General features: G+C 40.6%; 23 protein-coding genes and 1 pseudogene. 7 read left to right on the top strand and 17 right to left on the bottom strand.

Annotated elements, in window-relative coordinates; all coding sequences use genetic code 11:
• The first annotated feature begins 106 nt into the window (after window positions 1–106).
• The 7 genes from infB to FHX64_RS11255 all read left to right on the top strand — a co-directional run bounded on the left by infB (window position 107) and on the right by FHX64_RS11255 (window position 8,023).
• On the top strand, window positions 107–3,220 hold the full coding sequence (gene infB, locus FHX64_RS11285; protein WP_183413950.1) for a translation initiation factor IF-2: 3,114 nt from the start codon (window positions 107–109) through the stop codon (window positions 3,218–3,220).
• Window positions 3,221–3,306: 86 nt separating this feature from the next.
• On the top strand, window positions 3,307–3,810 hold the full coding sequence (locus FHX64_RS11280) for a CvpA family protein (protein WP_183413949.1): 504 nt from the start codon (window positions 3,307–3,309) through the stop codon (window positions 3,808–3,810).
• A gap of 114 nt (window positions 3,811–3,924) precedes the next feature.
• Window positions 3,925–4,917, top strand: a complete 993-nt coding sequence (locus FHX64_RS11275) for a class II fructose-bisphosphate aldolase (RefSeq protein WP_183413948.1) — start codon at window positions 3,925–3,927, stop codon at window positions 4,915–4,917.
• Window positions 4,918–5,040: 123 nt separating this feature from the next.
• The gene (locus FHX64_RS11270; protein ID WP_183413947.1) at window positions 5,041–5,592 is read left to right on the top strand and encodes a DNA-3-methyladenine glycosylase; all 552 of its coding nucleotides are present in this window, start codon (window positions 5,041–5,043) and stop codon (window positions 5,590–5,592) included.
• 40 nt (window positions 5,593–5,632) lie between these two features.
• The gene (gene rbfA / locus FHX64_RS11265; protein ID WP_183413946.1) at window positions 5,633–5,974 is read left to right on the top strand and encodes a 30S ribosome-binding factor RbfA; all 342 of its coding nucleotides are present in this window, start codon (window positions 5,633–5,635) and stop codon (window positions 5,972–5,974) included.
• Between the two features lie 22 nt (window positions 5,975–5,996).
• Window positions 5,997–7,253, top strand: a complete 1,257-nt coding sequence (locus FHX64_RS11260; protein WP_183413945.1) for an FtsX-like permease family protein — start codon at window positions 5,997–5,999, stop codon at window positions 7,251–7,253.
• A gap of 11 nt (window positions 7,254–7,264) precedes the next feature.
• Window positions 7,265–8,023: a leucine-rich repeat domain-containing protein gene (locus tag FHX64_RS11255; RefSeq protein ID WP_183413944.1), complete on the top strand. Its 759-nt coding sequence runs from the start codon at window positions 7,265–7,267 to the stop codon at window positions 8,021–8,023.
• Between the two features lie 73 nt (window positions 8,024–8,096).
• Here the strand turns inward: FHX64_RS11255 and FHX64_RS11250 are convergent, their stop codons facing one another.
• The 17 genes and pseudogenes from FHX64_RS11250 to FHX64_RS11165 form a co-directional block, all read right to left on the bottom strand.
• A complete protein-coding gene (locus FHX64_RS11250) occupies window positions 8,097–8,561 on the bottom strand; it encodes a GtrA family protein (RefSeq protein ID WP_343053514.1) in 465 nt (154 codons plus the stop codon).
• Complete coding sequence (locus FHX64_RS11245) at window positions 8,527–9,222, bottom strand: CDP-alcohol phosphatidyltransferase family protein (RefSeq protein ID WP_183413942.1); 696 nt, start codon at window positions 9,220–9,222, stop codon at window positions 8,527–8,529. Before FHX64_RS11245 ends, FHX64_RS11250 begins: the two co-directional genes overlap by 35 nt.
• Before the next feature lie 277 nt (window positions 9,223–9,499).
• Window positions 9,500–9,910, bottom strand: a complete 411-nt coding sequence (locus FHX64_RS11240) for a hypothetical protein (RefSeq protein WP_183413941.1) — start codon at window positions 9,908–9,910, stop codon at window positions 9,500–9,502.
• 199 nt (window positions 9,911–10,109) lie between these two features.
• On the bottom strand, window positions 10,110–11,324 hold the full coding sequence (locus FHX64_RS11235; protein ID WP_183412745.1) for an IS256 family transposase: 1,215 nt from the start codon (window positions 11,322–11,324) through the stop codon (window positions 10,110–10,112).
• Between the two features lie 55 nt (window positions 11,325–11,379).
• Window positions 11,380–12,162, bottom strand: a complete 783-nt coding sequence (locus FHX64_RS11230) for a hypothetical protein (RefSeq protein WP_183413940.1) — start codon at window positions 12,160–12,162, stop codon at window positions 11,380–11,382.
• Window positions 12,163–12,233: 71 nt separating this feature from the next.
• Window positions 12,234–12,935: an ABC transporter ATP-binding protein gene (locus tag FHX64_RS11225; RefSeq protein WP_183413939.1), complete on the bottom strand. Its 702-nt coding sequence runs from the start codon at window positions 12,933–12,935 to the stop codon at window positions 12,234–12,236.
• A gap of 27 nt (window positions 12,936–12,962) precedes the next feature.
• Window positions 12,963–14,180 carry an ABC transporter permease gene (locus FHX64_RS11220; protein WP_183413938.1) on the bottom strand — a complete coding sequence of 406 codons (1,218 nt, stop codon included), beginning with the start codon at window positions 14,178–14,180 and terminating at the stop codon, window positions 12,963–12,965.
• 13 nt (window positions 14,181–14,193) lie between these two features.
• The gene (locus FHX64_RS11215; protein WP_183413937.1) at window positions 14,194–15,093 is read right to left on the bottom strand and encodes an ABC transporter permease; all 900 of its coding nucleotides are present in this window, start codon (window positions 15,091–15,093) and stop codon (window positions 14,194–14,196) included.
• A 297-nt stretch (window positions 15,094–15,390) separates the two neighbouring features.
• Window positions 15,391–16,869, bottom strand: coding sequence for an IS1182 family transposase (locus FHX64_RS11210; protein WP_183413936.1), 1,479 nt, complete (start codon window positions 16,867–16,869; stop codon window positions 15,391–15,393).
• A 98-nt stretch (window positions 16,870–16,967) separates the two neighbouring features.
• Window positions 16,968–17,156 (bottom strand): ABC transporter permease, encoded by a 189-nt coding sequence (locus FHX64_RS11205; protein ID WP_183413935.1) that lies wholly within the window; start codon window positions 17,154–17,156, stop codon window positions 16,968–16,970.
• 11 nt (window positions 17,157–17,167) lie between these two features.
• The gene (locus FHX64_RS11200) at window positions 17,168–17,941 is read right to left on the bottom strand and encodes an outer membrane lipoprotein-sorting protein (RefSeq protein ID WP_183413934.1); all 774 of its coding nucleotides are present in this window, start codon (window positions 17,939–17,941) and stop codon (window positions 17,168–17,170) included.
• 221 nt (window positions 17,942–18,162) lie between these two features.
• Entirely contained in the window at window positions 18,163–19,278 is a 1,116-nt protein-coding gene (locus FHX64_RS11195; protein ID WP_183413933.1) for an ABC-2 transporter permease, read from the bottom strand.
• 21 nt (window positions 19,279–19,299) lie between these two features.
• The gene (locus FHX64_RS11190) at window positions 19,300–20,406 is read right to left on the bottom strand and encodes an ABC transporter permease (RefSeq protein WP_183413932.1); all 1,107 of its coding nucleotides are present in this window, start codon (window positions 20,404–20,406) and stop codon (window positions 19,300–19,302) included.
• Window positions 20,407–20,470: 64 nt separating this feature from the next.
• Window positions 20,471–22,157: pseudogene (locus tag FHX64_RS14475) on the bottom strand (ATP-binding cassette domain-containing protein).
• Between the two features lie 111 nt (window positions 22,158–22,268).
• Window positions 22,269–22,628: a four helix bundle protein gene (locus tag FHX64_RS11175; protein WP_183413930.1), complete on the bottom strand. Its 360-nt coding sequence runs from the start codon at window positions 22,626–22,628 to the stop codon at window positions 22,269–22,271.
• A gap of 110 nt (window positions 22,629–22,738) precedes the next feature.
• Window positions 22,739–23,656 (bottom strand): HlyD family secretion protein, encoded by a 918-nt coding sequence (locus tag FHX64_RS11170; protein ID WP_183413929.1) that lies wholly within the window; start codon window positions 23,654–23,656, stop codon window positions 22,739–22,741.
• 33 nt (window positions 23,657–23,689) lie between these two features.
• Window positions 23,690–24,952: a TolC family protein gene (locus FHX64_RS11165; RefSeq protein ID WP_183413928.1), complete on the bottom strand. Its 1,263-nt coding sequence runs from the start codon at window positions 24,950–24,952 to the stop codon at window positions 23,690–23,692.
• Window positions 24,953–24,959 lie beyond the last annotated feature (7 nt).

The raw sequence follows: 24,959 nt of genomic DNA, 5'->3' as shown, positions 1-24,959 counted from the left end.
TCTATTGTATTTGAGACAGAATTCAAAACAATATGACAGACAAATTTATTCATCGTGATGATGAAAGAAATTAATGCGATTGGTTTTCAAAAACAAAATTATTATTATGTCGAGTATCAGGTTAAGTAAAGTCGTAAAAGATTTAAACGTGGGCCTTTCTACAGCTGTCGATTTTTTGCGGAAAAAGGGGCATGCAGTGGATTCCAATCCGAACCATAAAATATCGGATGAGGAATATGCATTGCTTGTAAAAGAATTTAGCACGGATAAAGATCTGAAGCAAATGTCGGAGCGGGAAACACAAATGCGTTTGGAAAAGGAAAGGATGCATACTCATGTTTCGAATCCTGTTACGCCATCAACCTCTGACGCTGTAAAAAAGAGTAGCCTGGAAGAAAAGTCTTTACATCCTGCAGAAGTAGGAAAAGATACCCAACAAGAGGAACCGATACACCATGAGGATTATGTATCGAATGAAAAACCTGAAGAAATCAAAATAGAAATTGACGCAGAATTATTACCTCATATAAAAAAGGTTGGTAAAATCGACTTAGATTTTGTAAACAAATCTTCTCAAAGCAAAGAAGAAGCCAATGTTGAATCTGAAGTAGAACCGGAACCTACACCGGAACCAGAAGAACAACTATCGGAACCCGAGGTTAAGGAGCCTGAGATTAATGAGGTTAATGAACCAGAATTAGTGTCTGATATATCTGAAAATCATCCATCTGACAACATAGAAATTGAAGACCCAATAGAGAAAGCTTCAGAAGAGGAACAATCAGAATTGGTTGAAGATGAGACAAAATCTGAATACCCCGATCACGATAATATTGAAATGGAAGCAGAGACTGATACAGAACCAGAGCCGGTAACGGAAACAAGTGAAGCTGTGGCTTCGGGAGAACCCGAAGCTGAAATCTTTAAATTGCATCGCAATATTATTGAACCTAATATTAAGGTTATATCGAAGATTAATCTCAAGGATATCAATCAACAAACAAGGCCTAAAAAGAAAACTAAGGAGGAAAAACGTAAAGAACGAGAAGAAAAAGAACGTCTGCAACGTGAACAACAGGCATCCAACTCCCGTGTTTCTCAAAATAATATAGCTCCTGAGAATAATAACAAACCAAGTGCTGCCCCCAAGGCAGGACAGCCTGATGATAATAAAAAGAAAGAGAAGCGGAAACGCATTCATAAAGAAAAAGTTGATATTGATAAAACGGGACAAGGTGTTTCTCATCCTCAAAGAAATACTGATCATAAGCCCAAAGGAGAAGGTAACTTTATAAAGCGACCATTCAAACCAGAGGTAAGTGAAGAAGATGTTCAAAAACAGATCAAAGAGACACTTGCACGTTTAACACAGAAAAAAACCAAAGGTTCGAAATACCGTAAGGAGCGCCGTGATTCTATTGTTGCTCGTCAAATAGAACGGGCAGAACAGGAAAAGGATGATGAAAAGGTATTGAAGCTTACGGAATTTGTTACAGTTGCCGAATTAGCCATAATGATGGATGTTCCTGTAACGAATGTTATAGCAACCTGTATGAATCTAGGCGTGATGGTTTCCATCAATCAGCGACTGGATGCAGAAACGATCAATATTGTGGCCGATGAATTTGGTTTCTCAACAGAATATGTTAGTTCTGAGGTGATTGAAGCTATTAATCAGGAAACAGAAGAAGAGGATGAATCTGAACGTATCTCGAGACCTCCTATTGTAACAGTTATGGGGCACGTTGATCACGGAAAAACTTCTTTGCTTGACTATATCCGGAAATCAAATGTTATTGCCGGTGAAGCAGGTGGAATTACTCAGCATATCGGAGCATACCATGTGACTTTGGAGGGTGGACGACGAATTACTTTCCTGGATACTCCAGGACACGAAGCTTTTACCGCTATGCGTGCACGTGGTGCTGCTGTGACTGATATAGCGATTATTATTGTTGCTGCTGATGATAGTGTAATGCCTCAGACAATTGAAGCTATTCACCATGCTTCTGCTGCAAATGTTCCGATCGTTTTTGCAATCAATAAGATTGATAAACCCGGAGCAAATCCTGAGAAAATTAAAGAGGCTCTGGCCAATATGAACTATTTGGTCGAAGATTGGGGTGGTAAATATCAATCACAAGAGATTTCGGCTAAAAAAGGTGCCGGAATCAAAGAGTTACTCGAAAAAGTATTACTCGAAGCTGATTTACTGGAATTAAAAGCAAATCCTGATAAACGTGCCATAGGATCAACCATTGAGTCATCTTTGGATAAAGGACGTGGTTATGTTGCTACCGTGCTGGTGCAAGACGGAACACTTCATATGGGGGACGTGGTATTGGCCGGAACGCATTTCGGGAAAGTTAAAGCTATGTTTAATGAGAGAAACCAACGTGTTACAAAAGCTGGGCCGTCTGAACCTGTCATTATTCTTGGCTTGAATGGGGCTCCCCAGGCAGGTGATAATTTCAACGTGATGCCCACAGAACAAGAAGCTCGGGATATTGCAACAAAGCGTGAGCAATTGCAACGAGAACAGGGATTGCGCACCAGTCGTCATATTACGTTGGATGAGATTGGCCGACGTATTGCTATAGGAAACTTCCAGGAGCTGAATATTATCGTTAAAGGTGACGTGGATGGATCTATTGAAGCGTTGTCCGATTCGTTAATCAAGCTGTCTAATGATGAGATACAGGTGAATGTAATCCACAAGGCTGTTGGGCCTATCTCAGAGTCTGATGTGATGTTGGCTGCTGCTTCTAATGCCATTATAGTTGGCTTTCAGGTTCGTCCTTCGCTGGCTGCCCGTAAGATAGCAGAGAAAGAAGAAATTGATATCCGCTTGTATTCCATTATTTATAATGCTATTGAAGAGATTAAAGCGGCTATGGAAGGTATGCTTTCTCCCGAAATTCAGGAAGAAATCGTGGCAACAGTCGAAGTACGCGAAGTATTTAAAATTACCAAAGTTGGGACAGTAGCAGGTTGTATTGTTAAAGAAGGCAAGATTAAGAGAGGCTCTAAAGTGCGTCTGATTCGTGATGGTATCGTTGTGTATACGGGAGAATTGGGATCTTTGAAGCGCTTCAAAGAAGATGTCAAAGAAGTTGCTACAGGGTATGAGTGTGGCTTAAATGTCGCTAATTATAACGATATTAAAATAGGAGATATTGTTGAAGGATACGAAGAAGTTGAAGTGAAGAAAACGCTTTAATTTTTGAATAACATATTGGGTACAAAGCGTTCTTCAGTAAACTGAAAGGGCGCTTTTGTTTTTCTGATCTTTTCACCAGATGTTCAATGAATAAACTGGACTTATTTTTTCTGGTCGTTTTGGGGATAGGATTCATCCGTGGGTTGATGAAAGGAGCTATTATGCAGCTGGCGTCACTGGCGGCCATTATTCTGGGCATTTATGGTGCATCTACCCTGTATGAACCGTTTGCTCATTTTTTAGCACAATCTTTACATGTTTCTGTTCAGCTTTCCGCCCCTTTAGCTTTTTTGCTGCTTTTTGTTGCCATTGGGCTTGGTTTGTTTTTTCTAGGGAAGCTACTGGCCTCCTTTTTCAAAGCGATTTCATTATCGTGGATTGACCGTTTGTTGGGAGCTCTGATTGGATTACTTAAAGTAGCTTTGATCTTGGGAATTTTATTGCAACTGTTTGCTTTTTTAGATGCTGCAAAGTCTAAAGGAGCTCCAACTAAAACACATTCCACTCTGTATCAGACTCTAGAAGCTTTTCCGTCTCAGGTTTTGCCATTTTTTCATTTGCATGTTACAAAATCGTCTGTTTTGAAATAAAACCCTCTTTTTTGTTAGGTTTTTCATTGTAAAAAATGTTATCTTTTGCGGCTTTCGCCCCAAAAAGAAGTATCTTTGCAAAGAAAAATGATTTTCACTCTAAAAACTACAGATATGGTAAGTTACAAAGAATTAGGATTAGTCAACACAAAAGAATTATTCAAGAAAGCGTTTGAAGGCAAATATGCTATTCCAGCTTTCAATTTCAATAACATGGAACAATTGCAAGCAATTATTTCAGCATGTGTTGAAGAACGTTCACCGGTAATTCTGCAGGTTTCGAAAGGCGCAAGAGCCTATGCGAACGAAACTTTGTTGCGTTATATGGCCCAAGGAGCTGTTGAATATGCTAAAGAATTGGGATACAATATTCCAATCGTTTTGCACTTGGACCATGGCGATTCTTTCGAATTATGTAAAGCATGTATCGAATCCGGTTTTTCGTCCGTTATGATTGACGGATCGCATTTGCCTTATGAAGAAAATGTAGCTTTGACTCGTAAAGTTGTAGAATTTGCTCATGCTCATGATGTAACCGTTGAGGGTGAATTGGGTGTGTTAGCCGGAGTGGAAGATGAAGTTTCGGCTGAACATCATACTTATACACGTCCTGAAGAAGTTGAAGATTTTGTGAAAAAGACCGGTGTTGATTCATTGGCTATTTCAATCGGAACATCACACGGAGCTAATAAATTCAAACCTGAGCAATGTACCCGCAATGCTGAAGGTCGCTTGGTGCCTCCTCCTTTACGTTTTGATATTCTGGAAGAAGTTGAAAAACGTATTCCGGGATTTCCTATTGTACTTCATGGTTCTTCGTCTGTGCCGCAAGACGATGTTGATACCATCAACAAATACGGAGGCGCTCTGAAAGATGCTATTGGTATTCCAGAAGAAGATTTGAGACATGCAACTACTTCTGCTGTTTGCAAAATAAATATTGATTCTGATGCCCGTTTGGCAATGACAGCGGCAGTTCGTCAGGTATTTGCTACAAAACCCGCCGAATTTGATCCTCGTAAATATTTAGGTCCTGCTCGTGATCACATGAAGGCTTTGTATACTCACAAAGTGAAAAATGTATTAGGTAGCGCAGGTAAAGCTTAATAACATTATCTATCCTCAAACTTGTTGAGGAAAAAGGAAAGCTGTCTGAAGAAGGCAGCTTTTTTTTTCTCATAGAAAAGCAGAAAGTAGCTATCTTTGTATCAAATCATGACGTTGCAAAATATGTTTCTTCGTTTATCGTCTTCTTTTCTTAATCGTGATGCACGTATTGTTGCTCCGGAATTATTAGGTAAAGTTCTGGTACGAAAACTTGAAGATGGCACTGAGTTGCGTGGAATGATTATAGAAACAGAAGCATACTATGGAGAAGAGGATAAAGCTTGTCATGCAAGTAAAGGACGAACTGCCCGTACTGAAGTGATGTATGCCTCAGGAGGGAAAGTGTATGTGTACTTTATTTATGGCATGTATTGGATGCTTAATGTGGTGACTGGAACCGAAGGGCATCCGCAGGCAGTGTTGATTAGAAGTATTGATAAAGCGACTGGACCTGGAAGAGTAGGCAAATGGTTGCAATTGGATCGTTCGTTTTATGGCGAAGATCTTACTCATTCCCAAAGGATTTGGATTGAAGATAGTGATTTATCCCCTGGTTATAAAACCACTCCCCGTATAGGCGTGGAATATGCCGGTGAAGAATGGAGCAAGAAACCATGGCGATTTGTAGTGGAAAATGCCAATCCTGTGAAGCAACATAAACGTGCAAAATTATAACCTAATCCTGATTAGAATAAGGGATTTTTTGTTTTTTATTATGGATACTACAAGACAACTAAAAATTAACCGGATGCTACAAAAAGAGTTGAGCGAGATTTTACTTGCTGAGGCTCGTGCTACCGGACACGGTACATTATTGACCGTCACCAATGTAAGGATAACTCCTGATTTAAGCATTGCCCGTGTTTATTTAAGTATATTCCCCAGTAATCAAAGTGAAGCAATACTGGAACAAGTGAAAGGTAAAACCAAATCAATTCGTTTTCAATTGGGAGCTCGAATTCGCCATCAATTACGGGTTATCCCTGAATTGGCTTTTTATTTGGATGATTCTTTGGATTATATTGAGAACATTGATAATTTGCTCCACAAAGAATAATTATCTTTTTATTCAATAACGTATGAATTTAGCACTGCAAATTGCCCGTCGTTATCTTTTTGCAAAAAAATCGCATAAAGCGATCAATATTATTTCTGCTATTTCTGCTATGGGGGTGATTGTGGGAACAATGGCTATAGTGGCAGTGCTTTCGGTCTTTAACGGATTTGATCACTTGATAGAACACTTGTTTAGTTCTTTTGATCCCGATCTGAAAATTGAATGTGTTCAAGGCAAAGTTTTTAATGTAAAAACTCCAGAGTGGAATGCTGTACGTCGTTTACCCGGCATTGCCTATTTTGATCCAGTGGTTGAGGATAATGCTATGTTACGCTATAAGGATCGGCAAATGCCTGCAACCATAAAAGGGGTTGGCAGTAATTTTCAAAAGATGACTTCCATTGATACCTTGTTGACCGATGGATCATTTACTTTATATGATGGAGCCTTTCAGAACGGCGTTATGGGAGTTGGATTAGCCGGCGCGTTAGGAACTGTTGCAAAGTCGCTTGATCCTGTAGTTATATATGTTCCCAAGCGTACCGGACAAATTAATTTAATTAATCCGGAAAGCAGTTTCAACCAGGCAACGGTTTTTGTGTCGGGTACTTTTTCTATGAAACAGGCAGTTTATGATGATAATTACTTTATTATCTCGTTACCTCTTGCCAGAATGTTGTTTTCTTACAACGATAGCTGCGCCACAGCAGTTGAACTTAAGCTTCAATCACATGTTTATGTCGGAGAAACGCAATCTGAAATAAAAAAACTTTTAGGGCCATCCTTTATGGTTTTGAACCGGTTTGAGCAACAAGGCGATTATTTCCGCATTATGAAAATTGAGAAATGGATGACTTATCTTATTCTGTCATTTATTCTCCTGATTGCTGTTTTCAATATAATCGGATCCTTGACAATGTTGATTATTGATAAAAAAGATGATATTCAGACATTGCGTAATCTGGGAGCGGATAATCGACTGATTCAAAAAATATTTTTACTCGAGGGTTGGTTGATTTCTGTAATTGGAGCATTTGTCGGCGTCGTTTTGGGCACACTATTAAGCTTTGGACAAGAGCATTTTGGCTGGATTAAATTGCAGGGATCCGGTTTCATTATTCAATCGTATCCTGTTGTCGTACAGTGGACAGATGTCCTTCTTGTGTTTGTCACAGTGCTGGTAATGGGATTTTTAGCTGTACTGTACCCTGTGTATTATTTGAATAAAGAATATTTGAAAGAAAGAAATGGAAAGCAAGATAAGACTATAAACAAATAAAATCGTTTATTATGAAAAAACTTGGATTTTTGATTGGTATATTAGCTGTTGTGTTTGTTAGTTGCTCAAAGAATAATGGAGCAGATCATAGTTCAGCAGTGGTCAATGTTTCAACTGCTGGAACATTATCAGCACTATTGGGGAATAAGTTAACAACTACGATGTTGATTGTCAAAGGTACAATTGATGCACGTGATTTTGTGACTATACGCGACAGCATGCCTGACCTGAAAATTTTGGATTTAAGTGGAGCTACCATTGTTGACTATCAAGGATCGCACGGAACTGTAGCTGCACAAAATGTAAACTATCCCGACAATGTCATTCCTGCTTTTGCATTTTATAATCCTGTATCAAAGGACGACAATACAAACCTGATTAATGTCACACTACCTACTGCTATTACTACTATCGGCGATTCTGCTTTTATGAATTGTTCTGGCTTGTCGTCCTTTTCGATTCCCGCAGGAGTGACAACTCTTGGAAGCGGAGCCTTTTCAGGATGTACTGGTTTTACAGTAATAACTATTCCTTCAGCAGTTGATTTTATTGGAGCCTATGCATTTTACAATTGTAGGAATCTGGCTTCCATTTATGCTTATGCTGCTACTCCGGTCGGACTTAAGATGGCCACGTCGGTGTTTGGCGGAATTAATACAAACACATGTATCCTGTATGTGCCTAGTGCTTCTTTAAGTTTATATCAGGCAGCTGTGGGCTGGTCTGATTTTACAAATATTATAGCGATTGGGGGAGGAATGAATTCCTAACTGTTTTTTGCTATATAATTTTAAAGGCCTTCTTTTTTCAAAGAGGCCTTTTTTATTTTTTGGAGTGAAAACACTAATTTGCAGGGATCGGTTGCTGTTTAACTTGTTTGAAAACCCAATACTTCTGCAAATTATAGTTGAATGCAATGGATACGATCAGGTCAACGATAATACGGCTGATTCTGTAGTCAATATGCATGTAAGTGGTAAATAGATATGTGCCAAGTATTTTTAAAAGTATGCTATTAATCACTACGACGATGAATTTCATCATCTGGGTACGGAATGTGTGTTTGTATGGGAATTGTTTGGACATAAATGCCCATGTTTTATTTAAGGAAAAATTGATCACAGCCCCCAAAACTCCGCTTATAGCGATACTGATAGTATAGTGGATATGAAATACCTGCGTAAAAAACAACATGATGAAGTAGTCTGAAACTCCTCCAATCATGGCAGATATTTGAGCCTTAAAGAAAATAACAAGCTTGTCAAACAGACTCTTATACCGATGATTTTCCCATTTCTTCTTTATCACGAGCATCTGAGAGTTTTAATAGTTTGATAGTTTCTGTTATGTTTGAAATGAACAAGAATACGCAGATAAATAATCCTATATAAAGAATAGAATTGTGGATAAGCACTTCCAGAATCAAAATCAGGGCAACAATGATTCTTACTTCAGTTGGCCCGAATAAACCTGAATCGATAGTATATTTATTTGTAATTTTATAGCGTAGCAGAGCAGTAATCATTTCCCATCCATACAAAACAGCAAATGAAAAACCGATGAATTCCCATGCGTGGTGCAGATAGACAATTAATCCGGCATTCATTAGAATGACTCCCAACCAGTCAGTTGTGAAATCAAGTGCAAAACCATACCATTTTCTGGGTTTTTTGCGATAGTAAGCCAAGGTCCCGTCGAGTGAATCTCCAAACCAGCTAATGCCAAACCCTAACACACCGATTAACAGAAGATGGGGATTGAAGTAGTTGGCTAATAAAAAACTAACAAAGACAGTTACTGTACCCAGAAATCCTATGATTGTCAGCATATCTGGCGTTACCCACGATGGTGTCCGCTGAACAAGAAAGGTGATTGTTTTTAATTCTATCGTTTTCAGAATATTAGTTCGGTCTCTGTCGTGCGCAATAACTTTGTAGACATTTTCTTTGGTTTGGCGATCCTGTTTCATCGATAACAATTTTATAATCAAGGTTAAATGAATGGGCATATGAAATGTCCGGCTTCGTGTTTTCCTTGTCAGTATATGCTTGTTGAGTTCTATGCAATATTAGTATTATATAAGAATACAAAGATACAAATAATACTTAAATGACAAGTATTTGATCTTTTGATTTTGACAAAATCTTGCTTTTTCATTTCATTTTGTGCCATTTTGTTGTGATGTGTCGTGTCTTTCATTTTCCTTCCTTTATGTGATATTTGTATGGGTTAGTTTTCTACTCTGATTAGAAGCTTTTTTTCAATCGGGCATAGATAAGATTGATATTTTGATTGAATGCATTTTTTTTGTCTACGTTTTGTACTAATTGTGCTGTGAAAGAAAGTTCCAGATTTTCTTGCAGTGAAATAGTCAGTGAGGGAATCAAAATCAATAATTGATCATGTACATTATAAATGCCAGCTAACGATCCGTTCACGAGAGGTGAAAAAGGATAGGAGAGCGAACTGAAAAAAGAGAACCCCGATAGAAAAAGATTTTCAGCACTTAAGTTATTGTTGTTAAATTGATCCAGAGATAGAAGGTTATTTGACGAATTATTCCCATTGTAGAGGCCTTCCAGTTGAAGATACAAGGAGTTTTTGAAGGTATAATCATATCCCATTGGGTAGCGTAAAATAAACTGTGTCAGTTTCAATTCTTATCAAATTTCAGATACTCAATTAATCCGATTTTTTATAATGGATAATGAAGATCCTGAGTTTTGTTGGGCAAAAACGGTTAGGGGTCGACCCCCTAATCGTTTTTTATTACAATGGCACAAAGTTTCACCATCGTTTTGTTGGGTGGAAGCAAAACTAAGAAAAATGCCTGGATATTTATTTGATGTTGTGATTTTATTCAAATAAATTAAACCTTTCAGGAAATTTAATCGCCAGTTGTTGTGCAGTTAACCCCCAGTTTGACAGAGGCATAGTCCATTTTTTCCGGATATTGCGATAGGCCAAATACACCAATTTTTCCAATGCTGTATCATTGGTAAAAACACCTTTGTTTTTGGTAACTTTCCTTATCTGACGGTGATAGCCTTCTACGGTATTGGTGGTATATATGATTCTTCGGATAGCATCAGAAAACTCAAAATAAGCGGTTAGTTTTTCCCAATTATCACGCCATGATTTAATGACAATTGGATAATCCTTTCCCCACTTTGAATCAAGATTATCGAGTTCGATTGCTGCCTGCTCTTTGCTTACTGCTTGATAAACAAGCTTCAAATCTTTCATGAACGTTTTCTGATTTTTACTTGCAACATATTTAATTGAATTGCGGATTTGATGCACCACACAAGTTTGAACTACTGTGTGTGGAAATACGCTTTTTATAGCATCTGAAAAGCCACTAAGATTGTCCGTAGAGGCTATTAGAATGTCATTTACTCCTCTTGATTGAAGATCGGTGAGCACCGATAACCAAAAGTTAGCTCCTTCGCTTTTGGAAATATACATGCCAAGCAAATCTTTGTAACCGTTACGGTCAACACCCAATACGTTGTATATGGCTCGTGTTACAGGGCGATTCTTTTCGTCCATCACTTTGTAGTGAATGGCATCCATCCAAACAATTGGATAAACACTATCCAATGACCTGCTACGCCAGGACTGAATCTCTGGCAGAACCCGGTCTGTTATGGAACTGATTGTGTCAGCAGAAACCCTGTTTCCAAGGTTTTCCTCCATCCAATCGCTTATTTCCCGAGTACTGTTCCCCAAGGCATAAAGACCAATTATACGGTCTGCAACACCTTCTGCAAGTATTGTTTCACGTTTCTTTATAAACTCAGGTTCAAAACTGGAATGGCGGTCACGGGGTGTATGAACGGTGACTTCACCCAATTGGGTTTGAACTTGTTTGGACATACGTCCATTGCGCCGATTGCCTAAACTACGCTCATCTTCATCTAAATGAGCATCCATTTCTCCCTCTAAAGCTGCATTTAGAATATTTTCTAACAAGGGCGCAAAGGCACCATCTTTGCCTAAAAGGGGTTTGCCAGATTTTATCTGTTCTAAAACTTTGGCTTGAAAAGCCTTGTAATCAAATTCTTCCATAAAAATAAACTGTATTGTAAAGTTATAAAATTATTTTATTCTTTACTGACACAGTTTAATTTACAGTCTCTCCCATTGACATAACAAAAATTCCTGTGGTGTCTTTCATGTTCTTAGCACGATGAAAATAGGAGGCTTCGCCTCTGAATCCGCCTCCTCCTATTTGTCCCGACCAACCTGCTCCAATCATAAGATCGGATTGATTGACTAAGCCCCCGAGAAACTGAATGTCGTAATTCCATTTATTGAAACGATATAATCCTGCGACAGTCGCTTTATGTTCATTATTCCCTTTAATTGCCAATTCAAGATCTGACGTTGCACTTGGAAACCACTGCATCCGGATGGCATCGCTTCCCGGTTTTTCTTCATAGTCGAAGTCAAAATATGAGTAACTGTTGAAAAGATCGTTCGGATTCCATACAAAGGTTTGTCCCCAGTTGATGCGTTGCCTGCCGGCTGTGATTTGAAAATTTCCTGTCGTATATTGCAGCCAGATTCGATCAATATCCAAGTTTAATACTCCATATCTTGTATCGACCAGGTTCTTAGTTAATGTTATCATCCCGTGATCCGATTCAAAGGTCTTATCATACCCCGGGAAACTGGTGAAAATATTGCCTACGGCCAACCGGTTTCTCATTTCTACGCAAGCTGTCAGGGATGGATTGATAAACCACTTAAAATTTAATCGATTATGAATCAGGTTCTCTGTAGTCCAATCATCTTGTATATTTTGGAATATACAGGTTTGCATATCCTTCATATATCCGTTGAAGGCCAGATTGCTTTGTTTGAGCGTGTCTTGCGAATACAGAAGCAGAGGAAAAAATGCCATCAAAAGAAATCCTCGCTTTATGATATTGTACAACGGGACATACATTTTGTGATACGCTTATTGTAAAATATTTATGCTGTTGGGTTGTTATTCTGCCACACATCTTTAATGACTTTCCCGTCTTCGATGGTAATGATTCGTTTTGCCTTATGCATGACCCTGGCATCGTGAGTGGAAAAAATGAACGTGATATGTTCGTTTTCGTTTAGTTTTTCCATGATATCAAGCAGGTTCTCGGTAGATTTCGAATCCAGGTTTGCCGTGGGTTCGTCGGCCAGAATAAATTTAGGTTTGGAGGCTAAAGCTCTTGCTACGGCTACCCGTTGTTGTTGTCCACCCGAAAGTTTATTTGGGCGACTGTTGATTTTGTCCGCTAAGCCTACAGCATCGAGTAATTCAAGGGTTCGTTGTTCCCTGGTCTCCCTGGGCATTCCCTGCAACTGCATGATGAACTCAATATTTTCTTTTACCGTAAGGACTGGAATAAGATTGAATGATTGAAACACAAATCCAATGTTCATCATCCGAAATAGTGTCTTTTTTTTATTGTTTAATTTCGTGATGTTTTGCCCGTCAATGATTACTTCTCCTTCTGTAGGTTCGTCGAGTCCTCCAAGAATGTTCAGTAAGGTAGTTTTTCCTGAGCCGGAAGGACCAACAATGGAGGTAAACTCTCCTTCCTGAAATGTGAGATTGATGCCGTTCAATGCTTTGACGGGCATTGTTTTTATGTCGTACGTTTTGGCAATTTCTTTAATTTCAATAATATTCATAATGATGATACATTGAGGGTTATGGGTTTAGTCGGTTCGTGTTGCTTCTGCGGGATTAAGTTTTAGTGCTTTATATGCAGGGTATAGCGAAGCAAGTATGCCTGTGATGATTACCAGGATTGCAATCACTATGCCCATTTGAAGATCAATCTTTGGATAGATCAGCGAAGAATAACCCACGCTGGCATAGACATCTTTCCAGAAATACAAGTTTAATCCTACTTTCCCTAAATGTTTGCATAGAATAAATCCGATCAAGATGCCAGCAATACCTCCTGTCGTACTTAAATATACGGTTTCGAGCATAATCATGAAGAATATTTTCGCTTTACTCATTCCAACCGCCATTAACATGCCGATTTCTTTAACTCTTTCGAGTACCACCATTAGCATTGTGTTGACGATTCCGAAGCACAGAGCCAGCAGAATGACCAGCATAAATATCATCAGATATTGATTCATGGCGCTGACAAGGTATCCTGCTTCAGGGCTGATTTGCGTCCAGTCCTGAATGTTCAACCCCGGGAGTTTTGCCTTTAACTGCTGCATTACTGTATGGGTATTCTTATTGTTATCGAGTATGATGGCAATTTCATGAGCTGAAGTCCCGTCGAGGCCAGTGAGCCTGCAAATGTCACTGTAACGGACAAAAAGGGTAGACTCATCAAACATATTGTTATCGGTCTGATAAATACCAATTATCCGAAAAGCTCCACTTGTAATATTCATATTGACATCCTGAAGGGTAATAATTATTTTGTTGTGCAGTTTTACTTTGAGCTTTTCCGCTAATTTTAGACCTATCACAACTTCATTTCTTTCTGGCGATGCGAAATAGCTGCCTGCAATGATTTTATCATGAATATTCGTCACTTTTTTTTCTTCGGAAGGAATGATGCCGATAATTTTTACTCCTGTATTGGTTTCGGCGGAAGCTACCAATGAACTGATGACAATGCGTTTGCTGGCGGCTACAACATGTTTAGTGTCTATTACCACATGCATGATGCTGTCGATATGGTTCATCCGCAATGAAAAATCGTTGTTGACCTGAAATCCAGGTTTGTGAATCTGGATATGGGAGATTTCGGTTTGAATAATGCTTTGGATTCGCCCGTCAACCATGCCTTTTGAAAAAGCAATCAGAAACACGCCGGCGAATACTCCAAGCATGACAGCTATCATTACGACAATGCTTCGTAACTTATTTCTCCATACGTTTTTCCAAGATAATACACCGAGCATAATGTTGCTTTATTTAGTTTCTTAGAGCATGCATGATTTTCAGCCTTCTTATATTTAAAACCGGATAAATACCAATAATCAGGGTAAAAACCAGAATGATCAAAGCTTGATCATAAAATACGGATGGAGCCATTGAAAAGAACATATCCGGCTCAAATCCCATTTGCACCATCATTTCTCCGGCCTGTCCGGTCAATGGAATAGGGTGGTACACAAAATAGGCCAGCAACGGGATGCTTGCGATAATTCCCGCTATTACACCTGTCATGCCAATGAAAATAGTTTCTAACACAACAATGAACATTAATCTGGATTTTTGCAAGCCAATGGCCAGCATCACCCCGAATTCTTTTTTTCTTTCCGCCACCATCATCATGATCGTTCCCAAAATGCCAAAAGCAATAATCATATATAAAATCCCTTTTGTGATTACGCCACTGGCACGATCACTTTCAATTTGTTTCAACAGCATTTGGTTCATCTCTTCCCAGTCCATGATTTCAAAATGAGCGCCGAACGATTTTGAGAGTTCTGCTTTGGTCGGTGCTACTTCATCATTGTTGTGCACCATAATGACCATGGATGTCAGCATATCAGGAGCCGAAAACAGATTTTGGCAATTGTGGATATCCATGCATACCAATGTCCGGTCAACATCGGGTGAAGGATGTTTGATAATACCTCTGACTGGATATTTTCCTGCGGCACTGGCTCCATGATAACCCTGGCCAATCAGTATCAATGTGTCATTTACGCCCAGTCTAAGGTATTTTGCCAGGGCGCTGCCGAGCAGAATGCCATTATCGCCTTTTTTTAAATAGCTGCCCTGTTTTACTTTTACGGCCAAATGTGTGATTAAATTCTCTTTGACCGGATCTATGCCCATTACCATAACTCCTTTGGTTATATCCATGGATGACGCCAGGCAATACGTTTCCAGGCGGGGAGAGTAGATGGTGATGGCCTTGATGCTTTGTAGTTTGTCGGTTATATTTTTATGAAGGGCAAAGGAGTTATTGATTTCTTTATCGTTCCAATAACCTTTTTGGTGAATCTGTAGATAGCCGGAGTATGAATTAACGAGAGTCTGCGCAAAAACCGCCCAAGCTCCCGTAAAAGTTTTATATTTATGTTCTTCAGGCTTTCATAGCTTCCGTTTGCGTGAGGCTATAAATTGCCTGTGTTATTTTTGTGTATTTAGAACAATTGCTTAAATCGCCTTTAAATAAGCCTGTTGTGAACAAATATGAGCTATTACTCCCTTTATTAACTCTTTGAAGGCATTTATCCCTTCGGTTATCTGTATAAACCGGCTCAGGTTGTAGCCGATAAATACCAAACTTACTTCACCCAATACATTTTTCTTTCCCCGGGTCAGTACGTAATCAAATCCCCGTTGCCGTTTGAGTGTGCCCCACGGATGCTCGGCCAATTGCTGGCGTTGTTTGTAGTAGGCCGGATTCTCTTTTACTCGTTGGTTGTTCTGTTCTACATCCGCAGCAAACTCACTGCGGTCTATATTTCTGCCGTTATTTTTACTTTTGGTACACAAACTATGCATTTCGCACAGGCGACATTTCGCCGGGTTGTTGTATCGTTGAAACTTGTAAGCCGACTTATATCCTTTGCTGCTATGCGTGAGCCAGGTGCCATTGGTTGTAAGTGTTTCTCCTGCCGGACAAGTGTAACAATCTTTTTCAGTGTCGTACACAAAACTTGTTATCGGAAAAATATCCGGATCATTCGAAGCCGGCTCTTTGGGCGACACATAGGTGGTGATTCCGTTTTGTTCACACTGCCTGATCTGTTCCCCTGTATGATAACCTTTGTCTGCCAGTACATCCATTTGCTCCACCTGCAACACTTCTTTGGTGGCAACAGCCACTGTGCTCAATGCATTGGTATCGTTTACTCCTCCTGTATCAAAATGGGCAATGAGCTTGTTTTTGGCATCCACCGAAGCCTGTATATTATATCCCACCACGGTTATTCCCCGTTGTAACACTACCGATTGTGCATCCTGGTCTGTTGTGCTTATCTGGTCTTTGCCTGTTTCTTTGAGTTCGGCTTCGATAGCCTGATATTTCTCCATGCGACTTTGCTGTACGGCTATTTTATCTTTCAGTACTGTTTTTTGTTCCTGCGAATCGGCCTCGTCCAGTGCATCTTCAAATTCTTTTATTCTGCCGTCAATATATTCCAGCTGACGGTCTATCTTTTTCTGATTGTAATTGTGCTTGAGTGAGTTTTGTGCCCTCACTTTAAAGGAATCAATGGCAATGGTTTTTCCTTCCATCAAGCCCAACTCTTTGAGCAGAAAAACAAACTTGCGAAAGATCGCTTTGAAGCTTTCGGCATATTCTTTTCGGAACATACAGATGGTGCGTGCCGAAGGTGTCTGCTCACACAAGAGCCAGCGAACTTCCAGATTCAACCTAGCTTCACGTTCCATCTTACGAGAAGAGCGAATACCATACCTGTAGCCATAGAAATACAACTTCATTAGCACAGCAGGATGATAGGGCGGACGACCTTCTTCCTTCAGCTTTACGTTCCGAAATCCGAAACTCTCCAAATCGATGGTATCTACAAAGTAATCAATTACCCGAACGAAACTGTCGGCTTCTACCATTTGCTCCAAACAGAACATTTGAAGCTGATTTCGTTCTTCGCCTTGTATGTGTTGCATAATTCTGTTGTTGAATGTATTATGCTATAAATTTACAAAATATTGCTCACATACACAAGTAATTAATCACTTTTCTTTTAGTAGTCCTAATCTCTTAGTCAAAAACATCCGCTGATGTTTTTGCGCAGTCTGACGATTGAGGATATGTATTGCGCATATGAACCTTCCTGCATGGAGCTCATGAAGGTCGACAGGATAACGCCGAAAAAGATGGATGCTGTTGTAATCAGTGTCCGGCGTTTGTTCCTCCAGAGATTTCTCCATGCCAACTTTACATAGTTATTCATGCGTAATTAAGTTATCTGACGTGTTCGCTAAGTTGTTTCATATTTTGTTGTGAGAAAAAACCGGTGCTGATAGGTTGATTGAATATAGCGCTTTGTGTTTCGAGGATGGTTTTTTGATCTTTGTGTTCAACAGGAATAATCTCGAGCCGGGTAGGAATATCACGATCTCCCATTCTACGAATATTGTAGGCGTTCATTACATTGATCAACGTCATATCTTCATCATAATATTCGGCTTTCCATTCATTGAATCCGTTGACTGTAACCCACATGATGACTTTCCCCCATGTCACTGCAGCGTCGGGAAGTGGAATCAACTCAATTTTGTAGCATAACATTCCCCTGACTTCCTCTTTGCCGAGTAAATGTTGATTATAGTCCGTTACGATGGATGATTCCTTGACCAGATCGTCATTGGTAAAGTCGGAACCCATCCACGATTGCATCATCATGGATGGCGGAATCTTGATCATACGTTCGATGGATGGCAGCCAGTTCCACATGTCTGTTTTAATTTTGAGGAAGACTTGACCTTTGTCTTGTGCAGGGGAAGTGATTAATACCATAGCGTAGGTAGTACCTTTTGCCCAACTCTTCATGCTGATGGATCTCGACCAGGTAGGTCGGACGATCGTCATGGTCATCTCTCCCTGACTGGTCAATCCGCGGTTTTTCTCATCCGCTTTTTTTACAATTTCTTTAGCCGTGAGCGTTTGCGCCCCGGCATTGAAGAAGGCACTGACGCTAAACAATAAAATCATCAGTAAGGTGTTTTTTTTCAGCATATTCTTCTGTGTATTTCAGGTTAAATGACTGTCTCTGTTGATCAATTGTCTATAGGATATAATAAAAAGAAATGAGAGGTAATGTTATTTAGAAAATATTGATAGGGAAAATATTAGAATACGAAACGATATGGTTATCACAAAGATAAATGGTTTATTTGCTATTTACAAATAAAACACAAAGGGAGAGTCTATTTCTACTCCCCCGTCTGATATAGATATCAATTATTTTTCCGGTAACTCATAATTGCCCAGGCATTGAAAAAGGTGGCAAAACCAATCAGCGCAAAGAATTGAGGTAACAGGTCGGAAAACTGGCTCCCTTTCAAATATACCGATCGCATGACCTCAATAAAATATTTCAACGGATTGAACGCGGCAATCCACTGTGCCCATTCGGGCATGCTGTTGACAGGAGTAAATAATCCGCTCAGCAGAATTAACACGATCATAAAGAAAAAGATGACAAACAAAGCTTGCTGCATCGTGTCCGAATAGTTCGAAATAATCAATCCCATGCCGGACACCGCCAGAATATAAATACCGGCAAAAGCGTACATGGTGCTTAAATAGCCTGTTGGCACAAATCCGTAAACAATCCATGCTACGAGAAAACTTATTGAGATGACAAAAAATCCTATGATCCAATAGGATAGGAGTTTGGAGAAAATGAATGTAAATTTAGGAACCGGTGTCACATTAATTTGTTCCATAGTACCAGCCTCTTTTTCGCTTACAATGTTTAATGCAGGCAAAAATCCGGTCATAATGGTCAACACCATAACCATCATGGCGGGAATCATATAGAACTTATAATTTAAAAAGGGATTAAAGCGATTCTGTGAAACAACTTCAATGGTTGGCTGCGTAGATGCTGTTTGTCCTGTCTGTGCCCATTTTTTGCGTATCCCTGCAGCATAACTGTTCACAATGTCAACCATATATTGGCTTGACAAACCACCGACAGAACCGTTAACAGCATTCGACGCAATCAGTACATCGGCCGATTGTTTGTTGATCAGGTCACGTTTAAAGTAAGGAGGAATTTCGAGGATAACATTTGCCTTTTTGGATTCTATCTGTTGCATAGCTTGCTGGTAGGTCGGTTCGATTGCTGTCAGCCGGAAATAACCGGATGATACGGCTTTTTCAACCAGTTGTTGCGAATATGTAGAATGGTCGTTATCCACTACGCACAAGTTGATGTTGCGGATTTCGTAAGTAGCTGCCCACGGAAATATCAGTAGTACAATCAACGGGTAAAACATGATGAGCCGTGGTAAAAACGGATTTCGCGAAATCTGTTTGAATTCTTTTTCTATCAGGTATTTTATCATAACAATCAAAATTGAAATACGTTAATCAAGTCGTACATTGAATTTTTTCATACTGATGATCACAAAAACCAGTGTCATTAGTATCAGTATGCCCATTTCCCTGAGGATATTCATAATGCCTAGTCCTTCGATCATCAATGCTTTCACTGCCTGGATATACCATTTGGCCGGGATGATATCCGAAAGGCGTTGCAGCCAGATCGGCATGTTTTCGATTGGAAAAATCATTCCGGAAAGCAGGATAACAGGCAGTAGGAACACCATGCCAGATACAAGCATTGCTGCCAATTGTGTACGGGTAACGGTGGAGACCAGTAATCCAAGTGAGAGCGACACGATGATGAATAATAGGGATACAGTGATGAGCCCGATTAAACTCCCTGCTACAGGAACGCCAAGCACATAGACAGAAAGCAACAGGATGGTACCTAGGTTGACACATGAAATAATAAAATAAGGGATCATTTTTGCCAGAATGATCAGGATTGGTTTAATAGGTGATACCAGAAGAACCTCCATGGTGCCTGTTTCTTTCTCGCGTACAATGGCAATGGAGGTCATCATGGCACAAATGAGCATCAGGATCATTCCCAATACGCCTGGTACAAAGTTGTAGGCACCCTTCATTTCGGGATTGAACAACAACTTTACATTAGGCGTGATCTGATAGGGTACTTTATTTTGTCCCATAAGCTGTTGCTGATAGTCGTTGATGATGCGCGTTGCATAATAGGTGATGGTGGTGGCGGTATTAGGGTCCGAAGCATCGGCAATAAGCTGAACCTGCGCTTTACCGGTGTGCAATAGTTCCTGATAAAAGTTCGGTTCGAAAGCAACAACCAGCGCTACTTTGTTCTTCCTGAATACCTGCTGGATATCTTGGCTGTTGTTGATGTATTCAGTTATCTTGAAGTATTTATTCGCGTTGATTTCCTCGATGATATGCCGCGTGGCGATGTCATGGGAAGGATCGAGCACTGCCACTGTGGTGTTTTTGACTTCCGTTGTGATGGCAAAGCCAAACAATATGATTTCGACGATGGGCATCCCCAGTAAAATCAACATTGTGCGGTGATCGCGAAAAATATGATGGAATTCCTTTTTGACAAAGGTGAGAAATTGTTTCATGCGATTCTATGCTTATATATTTATGACTCTATGGAGTTTACTTAAAGGCTATATTGGGCTAAAATTAATCGGATTTCCGTGTTGCTTTCCGTGCCAGTTGCTGAAAGACTTCATCCATGTTTTGAGCGTTATATTGTGCTTTCAGGTTACGGGGAGAATCAAGCGCTTCGATTCTGCCGTCAACCATGATCGACACTCGGTTGCAATATTCTGCTTCGTCCATGTAGTGAGTAGTGACGAATACAGTAATCCCTTTTGCTGTGGCCTCGTAAATAAGTTCCCAAAACTGCCGGCGTGTTGCTGGATCGACGCCTCCGGTAGGTTCGTCAAGAAAAACGACTTCCGGCGTATGGAAGATAGCCACCGAAAAGGCCAGTTTTTGTTTAAATCCTAATGGCAAAGATTTCACCAACAAATTACGCTCTTTCTCAAAGTGCAGTTGCTGAAGCAACAATTCGGTTTTTCCTTTGATTTCATCATCCTTCATACCGTAGATGCCTGCAAAAAGGCGAATGTTCTCCCATACTTTCAGGTCATTGTAGAGTGAAAACTTCTGACTCATGTAGCCAATGTTCTTTTTTACCTGTTCCGATTGATGTTCAATGTCAAATCCGGCTACTTTTCCTTTGCCTGAAGTGGGCTTGCTCAATCCGCACAACATGCGCATGGCGGTTGTTTTACCGGCTCCGTTAGCGCCGAGGAAGCCGAATATCTCTCCTTTTTGCACATCAAACGAGATATGGTCAACGGCTGTGAAATGGCCGAAGCGTTTGACCAGATTGTCCACTTCGATTACTTTCTGATCCTGTACAATGGTTGTATTTTGCATATTTTCCATGATGTTGTTATTTGGCAAGTTCCATGAAACAGTCTTCTATGTTTGCTTCTATTGGAAATACATGAACATCGGTATGTCCCTTGTCGAGGAGCCATTTTGATAATGTCCCGATCGTTGTTTCATCTTTACGGATCGTTGCATGAAGCGTGTCTCCGAATGAAAAACAGGTCTCTATGGCAGGATGCAGACGCAGATCAATTAGCAGTTTGTGCATGTTAGAGGCTCGTGCACCCCAGAGTGTTTTGTCGAATTGTGCTACGATGTTGCTTGGCGTGTCAACCTTAAGAATTTGTCCCCTGGTGATCAGGGCAATGCGGTCGCACAACGAAGCTTCGTCCATGTAAGGCGTTGAAACGAGGATGGTGATGCCCTGCGCTTTCAGGTTTTGAAGCATTCCCCAGAACTCTTTGCGCGACACCGGATCGACGCCTGTTGTCGGTTCGTCAAGAAAAAGTACCTCCGGCTTGTGTATTAAAGCGCAGCTTAACGCCAGTTTTTGTTTCATTCCTCCTGAGAGTGCTCCGGCACGACGCGTTTTGAAAGGTTCAATTTGCCGGTAAATATCCTTGATCAAATCATAGTTTTCTTCGATGGTGGTGTTGAACACATTAGCAAAGAAGGTGAGGTTTTCTTCCACAGATAGATCCTGATAAAGTGAAAACCTTCCCGGCATGTATCCGACCCTTTTCCGCATCTCCTTGTAGTTTTTGACTACATCGAACCCACTTACCGTAGCCGTTCCTTTGTCAGGCAAAAGCAGGGTGGTGAGAATACGGAACAGGGTTGTCTTGCCGGCTCCGTCAGGCCCTATGATGCCGTACAACTCTCCGGGTTTGACATCAATGCTCACCTCTTGCAGCGCCTGGATATCTCCATATGATTTGCTGATCAATTGGCAATTGACAGTTGACAGTTGACAATTGACAGTTGACAATTGACAGTTGACAATTGACAGTGGACAATCGGCTTTCAATTCATTATTTTGAGACATATTTCACTTTTAATTTTTTACTACTTACTTGCACTATTTTCCGTGTGTTTCTTTTGTCGTTTTCACAATGCTGATTAGCAAACGGACTATTTCTCTGCAATCCTCGACGATGGATGTGAATGATTTTGAATCAATGTATTCACTGTCTTTAAGCAACATCAGCCAATACTCGGTTTCATTGGCTTCTTTCAATGCGATATTCATTTTGTTGATAAAATCTGCTTTTGACTGAGCATGTTCCGCTTCCTTTACTAAAGCTCCGATTGCCGTCCCACTTCGCAACATTTGTTTTGATAAAACGAATTCACGTTGTTCCAAACTAAGAAACTTGTATGCTTTTATGATTCTCAAGGCAAAAGCATACGCTTTGTCCATCACAATGCTTTCTTTCATCTGTGTTATGTGTTGGTTTATTCTATCAGCTTTCGTGTGATTGTACAGATTTTCATTGTTCATTGTCCATTGTCAACTGTCCATTGTCCATTGTTGTCAACTATCCATTGTCAATTGAATCTGACTTCCCCGTACATGCCTATCTTCAGGTATCCGTTATTTTTTACGTCAATTTTAACGGCATAAACCAGATTGGCGCGTTCGTCACGGGTTTGGATAGTCTTTGGTGTGAATTCTGCTTTGTCCGAAATCCATGTTACGACGCCCGGATATTCTTTCATCCCTTCGCCCCAGTCGGCGTACACTTTAACCGGTTGACGCAGCTTTACTTTTGTCAGTTGGTCGGATGTGACGTAAGCCCGCAGGGTTATGGTGTCCACGTTGGCGATAATATATAACGGTTTTCCAGGCGCTGTCACCTCGTATTGTTCTGCATATTTGGTCAGAACAGTGCCATGAATCGGATTTATGATTTTACATTTGTGCAGTTGGTCGTTTAACTGATCGATTTGGAACTGCATGGCGGCAGCATTTTCGTCAACGCTGCTGTTGGCATGCTCCAGATTGGATAACTGCGCTGCAAGTTGTTTCCGGAGAACCTGCAGGAGCGAATTCTGATCGTCCACCTGCTTTTGCGTGGCGGCATTGGCTTTTAGAAGGTTTTCATAACGTCTCTGGTCCACTTTGGCGGTTGCAATTTGTTGCTCGGTGGCGGCAATCTGTTTCTGGATATCGGCGCGGCTACTGCGAATAGCTTTTAACGAAGCTTCCAACTGCATTTTTTTATAATAAAGTTGCAGGCTATCCACGCATCCTACCTGCTGATTGGCGGTCAGTGTTTTACCTTCGTCGATATTGAATGCCAGAATCTTCCCTGAAGCTTCGGAAGAGACAATGACCTCGGTAGCTTCGAATGTCCCTTGCGCATCATATTGATCGCTGGAATGGCATGAGGTGAATAACAGTGGCCCGGCAAGTGCAGCCAGAAAAGTTATCGCACGGAATGAGGAACTGATGGTTGTCTTCATTTTATAATGTTGTTTAGTGGGTTACAAAATGGATTAATTGTTGGTGGTGTATTTTAAGTTGTAGATGGACAGCAATAACTGCACCTGATGCAATGCTTTGTCTATCCTGGCCTGGTTTTCAGCTGTGATGTCGGTAATCAGATCGGTGACGGATAGCGTCCCGTTGGCTACTTTGGCATCGGCGGCCAGTTTTACGGCATTGCGAAGGCGGATAATTTCGTCATCATTCCGGATTAACTTTTGCCACTGCGTGATTTGGTTCGATTGTTGCATTTCAGTCAGGCGGCTGTTGAAAAGGAATGTTTCGCGTTGGGATGCCACTATCTTCTGATTGAGATCAATTGTTCTCAGGTTGTTTTTTAATGTGTAGAGATTGCCGAAATTCCAGGACAGTTGAATGCCGCCGATGTAGTAGGGCTTAAAGGAGTTGTCGAGCATGTTAAGCCCGGGGCGTCCATATCCTCCCTGAACGAAAAAGTTGATCTTCGGTAAGTTGTCAGCATAAATATTTTTGCGCTGACTGTCATAGAGCTGATTCTCGGCACTGAAGAGGCTGAGCTCTGGCCGTTTGTTCACCAGTGTCCCGGTGATGGAATCGGGTAGAGAAGGCATGGTTATTTCTTCCGGATTTACCGTCGTGCCGATCATGGCAGACAGCATTGCAACATACGAATTCCGGACAGTTTGCAAAGTAATGCGTTGTTGACCGGCATTGAGCAGTTCCACATGAATGTTGTCCACATCGGCCTGATTAGCGACTCCGTTACGGAGATAAGCCTCTATTTTGTTGTACTCTGTTTGTAACTCATTTTCCAGCGCCTTGTTTTGACGAAGCTGTTCGTTAAGGGACAAAATACCGAAGAAGAGTTGATTGACCCTGTCGTTGAGGTCGTATAAGTCTACTTTTACCTTTTGTTGATCAACATTTGACGACGCCCGGATCTCGCCTTTCCGGGCATGAATGGCGCCACCGTCCCAGATCAGTTGCGACATTGCCGCGGTGGTCTGGTATTGATCTTTACTTAAGGACTGAATGTGAATATTCGGAATGCTGATCGGTATTTTGGTTACATCCGACTGGTAAGTAGCTTTTGCTGAAAGCGAGAACTGCGGCAGATAGCCTTTGTTGGCATTTGACAAAGTAAATGCCGTTGATTGCGGGATCAATCCGAGTTGTTTAATTTCCGGATAGTTGGCTTGTGCTTTTTGCTGGCATACCTCTACCGTCAGTTGTCCATACACGACAGGCAGATGCAGGCAGCAGACAGCCACAAATGCAATGATACTTTTTTTCATACGTTTA

The sequence above is a fragment of the Microbacter margulisiae genome (assembly GCF_014192515.1).
Classification (GTDB): domain Bacteria; phylum Bacteroidota; class Bacteroidia; order Bacteroidales; family Paludibacteraceae; genus Microbacter; species Microbacter margulisiae.
Note: the sequence above shows the minus strand (reverse complement) of the source record. Positions and strands in the feature narration are given on the sequence as shown.

Excerpts from the sequence above, each read along its gene's own strand:
- FHX64_RS11225 (WP_183413939.1), bottom strand. The coding sequence starts at position 12,935 with ATGAATATTATTGAAATTAAAGAAATTGCCAAAACGTACGACATAAAA.
- FHX64_RS11280 (WP_183413949.1), top strand. The coding sequence starts at position 3,307 with ATGAATAAACTGGACTTATTTTTTCTGGTCGTTTTGGGGATAGGATTC.
- rbfA (WP_183413946.1), top strand. The coding sequence starts at position 5,633 with ATGGATACTACAAGACAACTAAAAATTAACCGGATGCTACAAAAAGAG.
- FHX64_RS11270 (WP_183413947.1), top strand. The coding sequence starts at position 5,041 with ATGTTTCTTCGTTTATCGTCTTCTTTTCTTAATCGTGATGCACGTATT.
- FHX64_RS11255 (WP_183413944.1), top strand. The coding sequence starts at position 7,265 with ATGAAAAAACTTGGATTTTTGATTGGTATATTAGCTGTTGTGTTTGTT.
- FHX64_RS11200 (WP_183413934.1), bottom strand. The coding sequence starts at position 17,941 with ATGCTGAAAAAAAACACCTTACTGATGATTTTATTGTTTAGCGTCAGT.
- FHX64_RS11195 (WP_183413933.1), bottom strand. The coding sequence starts at position 19,278 with ATGATAAAATACCTGATAGAAAAAGAATTCAAACAGATTTCGCGAAAT.
- FHX64_RS11210 (WP_183413936.1), bottom strand. The coding sequence starts at position 16,869 with ATGCAACACATACAAGGCGAAGAACGAAATCAGCTTCAAATGTTCTGT.
- FHX64_RS11275 (WP_183413948.1), top strand. The coding sequence starts at position 3,925 with ATGGTAAGTTACAAAGAATTAGGATTAGTCAACACAAAAGAATTATTC.
- FHX64_RS11205 (WP_183413935.1), bottom strand. The coding sequence starts at position 17,156 with ATGAATAACTATGTAAAGTTGGCATGGAGAAATCTCTGGAGGAACAAA.
- infB (WP_183413950.1), top strand. The coding sequence starts at position 107 with ATGTCGAGTATCAGGTTAAGTAAAGTCGTAAAAGATTTAAACGTGGGC.
- FHX64_RS11190 (WP_183413932.1), bottom strand. The coding sequence starts at position 20,406 with ATGAAACAATTTCTCACCTTTGTCAAAAAGGAATTCCATCATATTTTT.
- FHX64_RS11245 (WP_183413942.1), bottom strand. The coding sequence starts at position 9,222 with ATGAAACAGGATCGCCAAACCAAAGAAAATGTCTACAAAGTTATTGCG.
- FHX64_RS11260 (WP_183413945.1), top strand. The coding sequence starts at position 5,997 with ATGAATTTAGCACTGCAAATTGCCCGTCGTTATCTTTTTGCAAAAAAA.
- FHX64_RS11235 (WP_183412745.1), bottom strand. The coding sequence starts at position 11,324 with ATGGAAGAATTTGATTACAAGGCTTTTCAAGCCAAAGTTTTAGAACAG.
- FHX64_RS11175 (WP_183413930.1), bottom strand. The coding sequence starts at position 22,628 with ATGAAAGAAAGCATTGTGATGGACAAAGCGTATGCTTTTGCCTTGAGA.
- FHX64_RS11230 (WP_183413940.1), bottom strand. The coding sequence starts at position 12,162 with ATGGCATTTTTTCCTCTGCTTCTGTATTCGCAAGACACGCTCAAACAA.
- FHX64_RS11215 (WP_183413937.1), bottom strand. The coding sequence starts at position 15,093 with ATGGATATAACCAAAGGAGTTATGGTAATGGGCATAGATCCGGTCAAA.
- FHX64_RS11220 (WP_183413938.1), bottom strand. The coding sequence starts at position 14,180 with ATGCTCGGTGTATTATCTTGGAAAAACGTATGGAGAAATAAGTTACGA.
- FHX64_RS11165 (WP_183413928.1), bottom strand. The coding sequence starts at position 24,952 with ATGAAAAAAAGTATCATTGCATTTGTGGCTGTCTGCTGCCTGCATCTG.
- FHX64_RS11170 (WP_183413929.1), bottom strand. The coding sequence starts at position 23,656 with ATGAAGACAACCATCAGTTCCTCATTCCGTGCGATAACTTTTCTGGCT.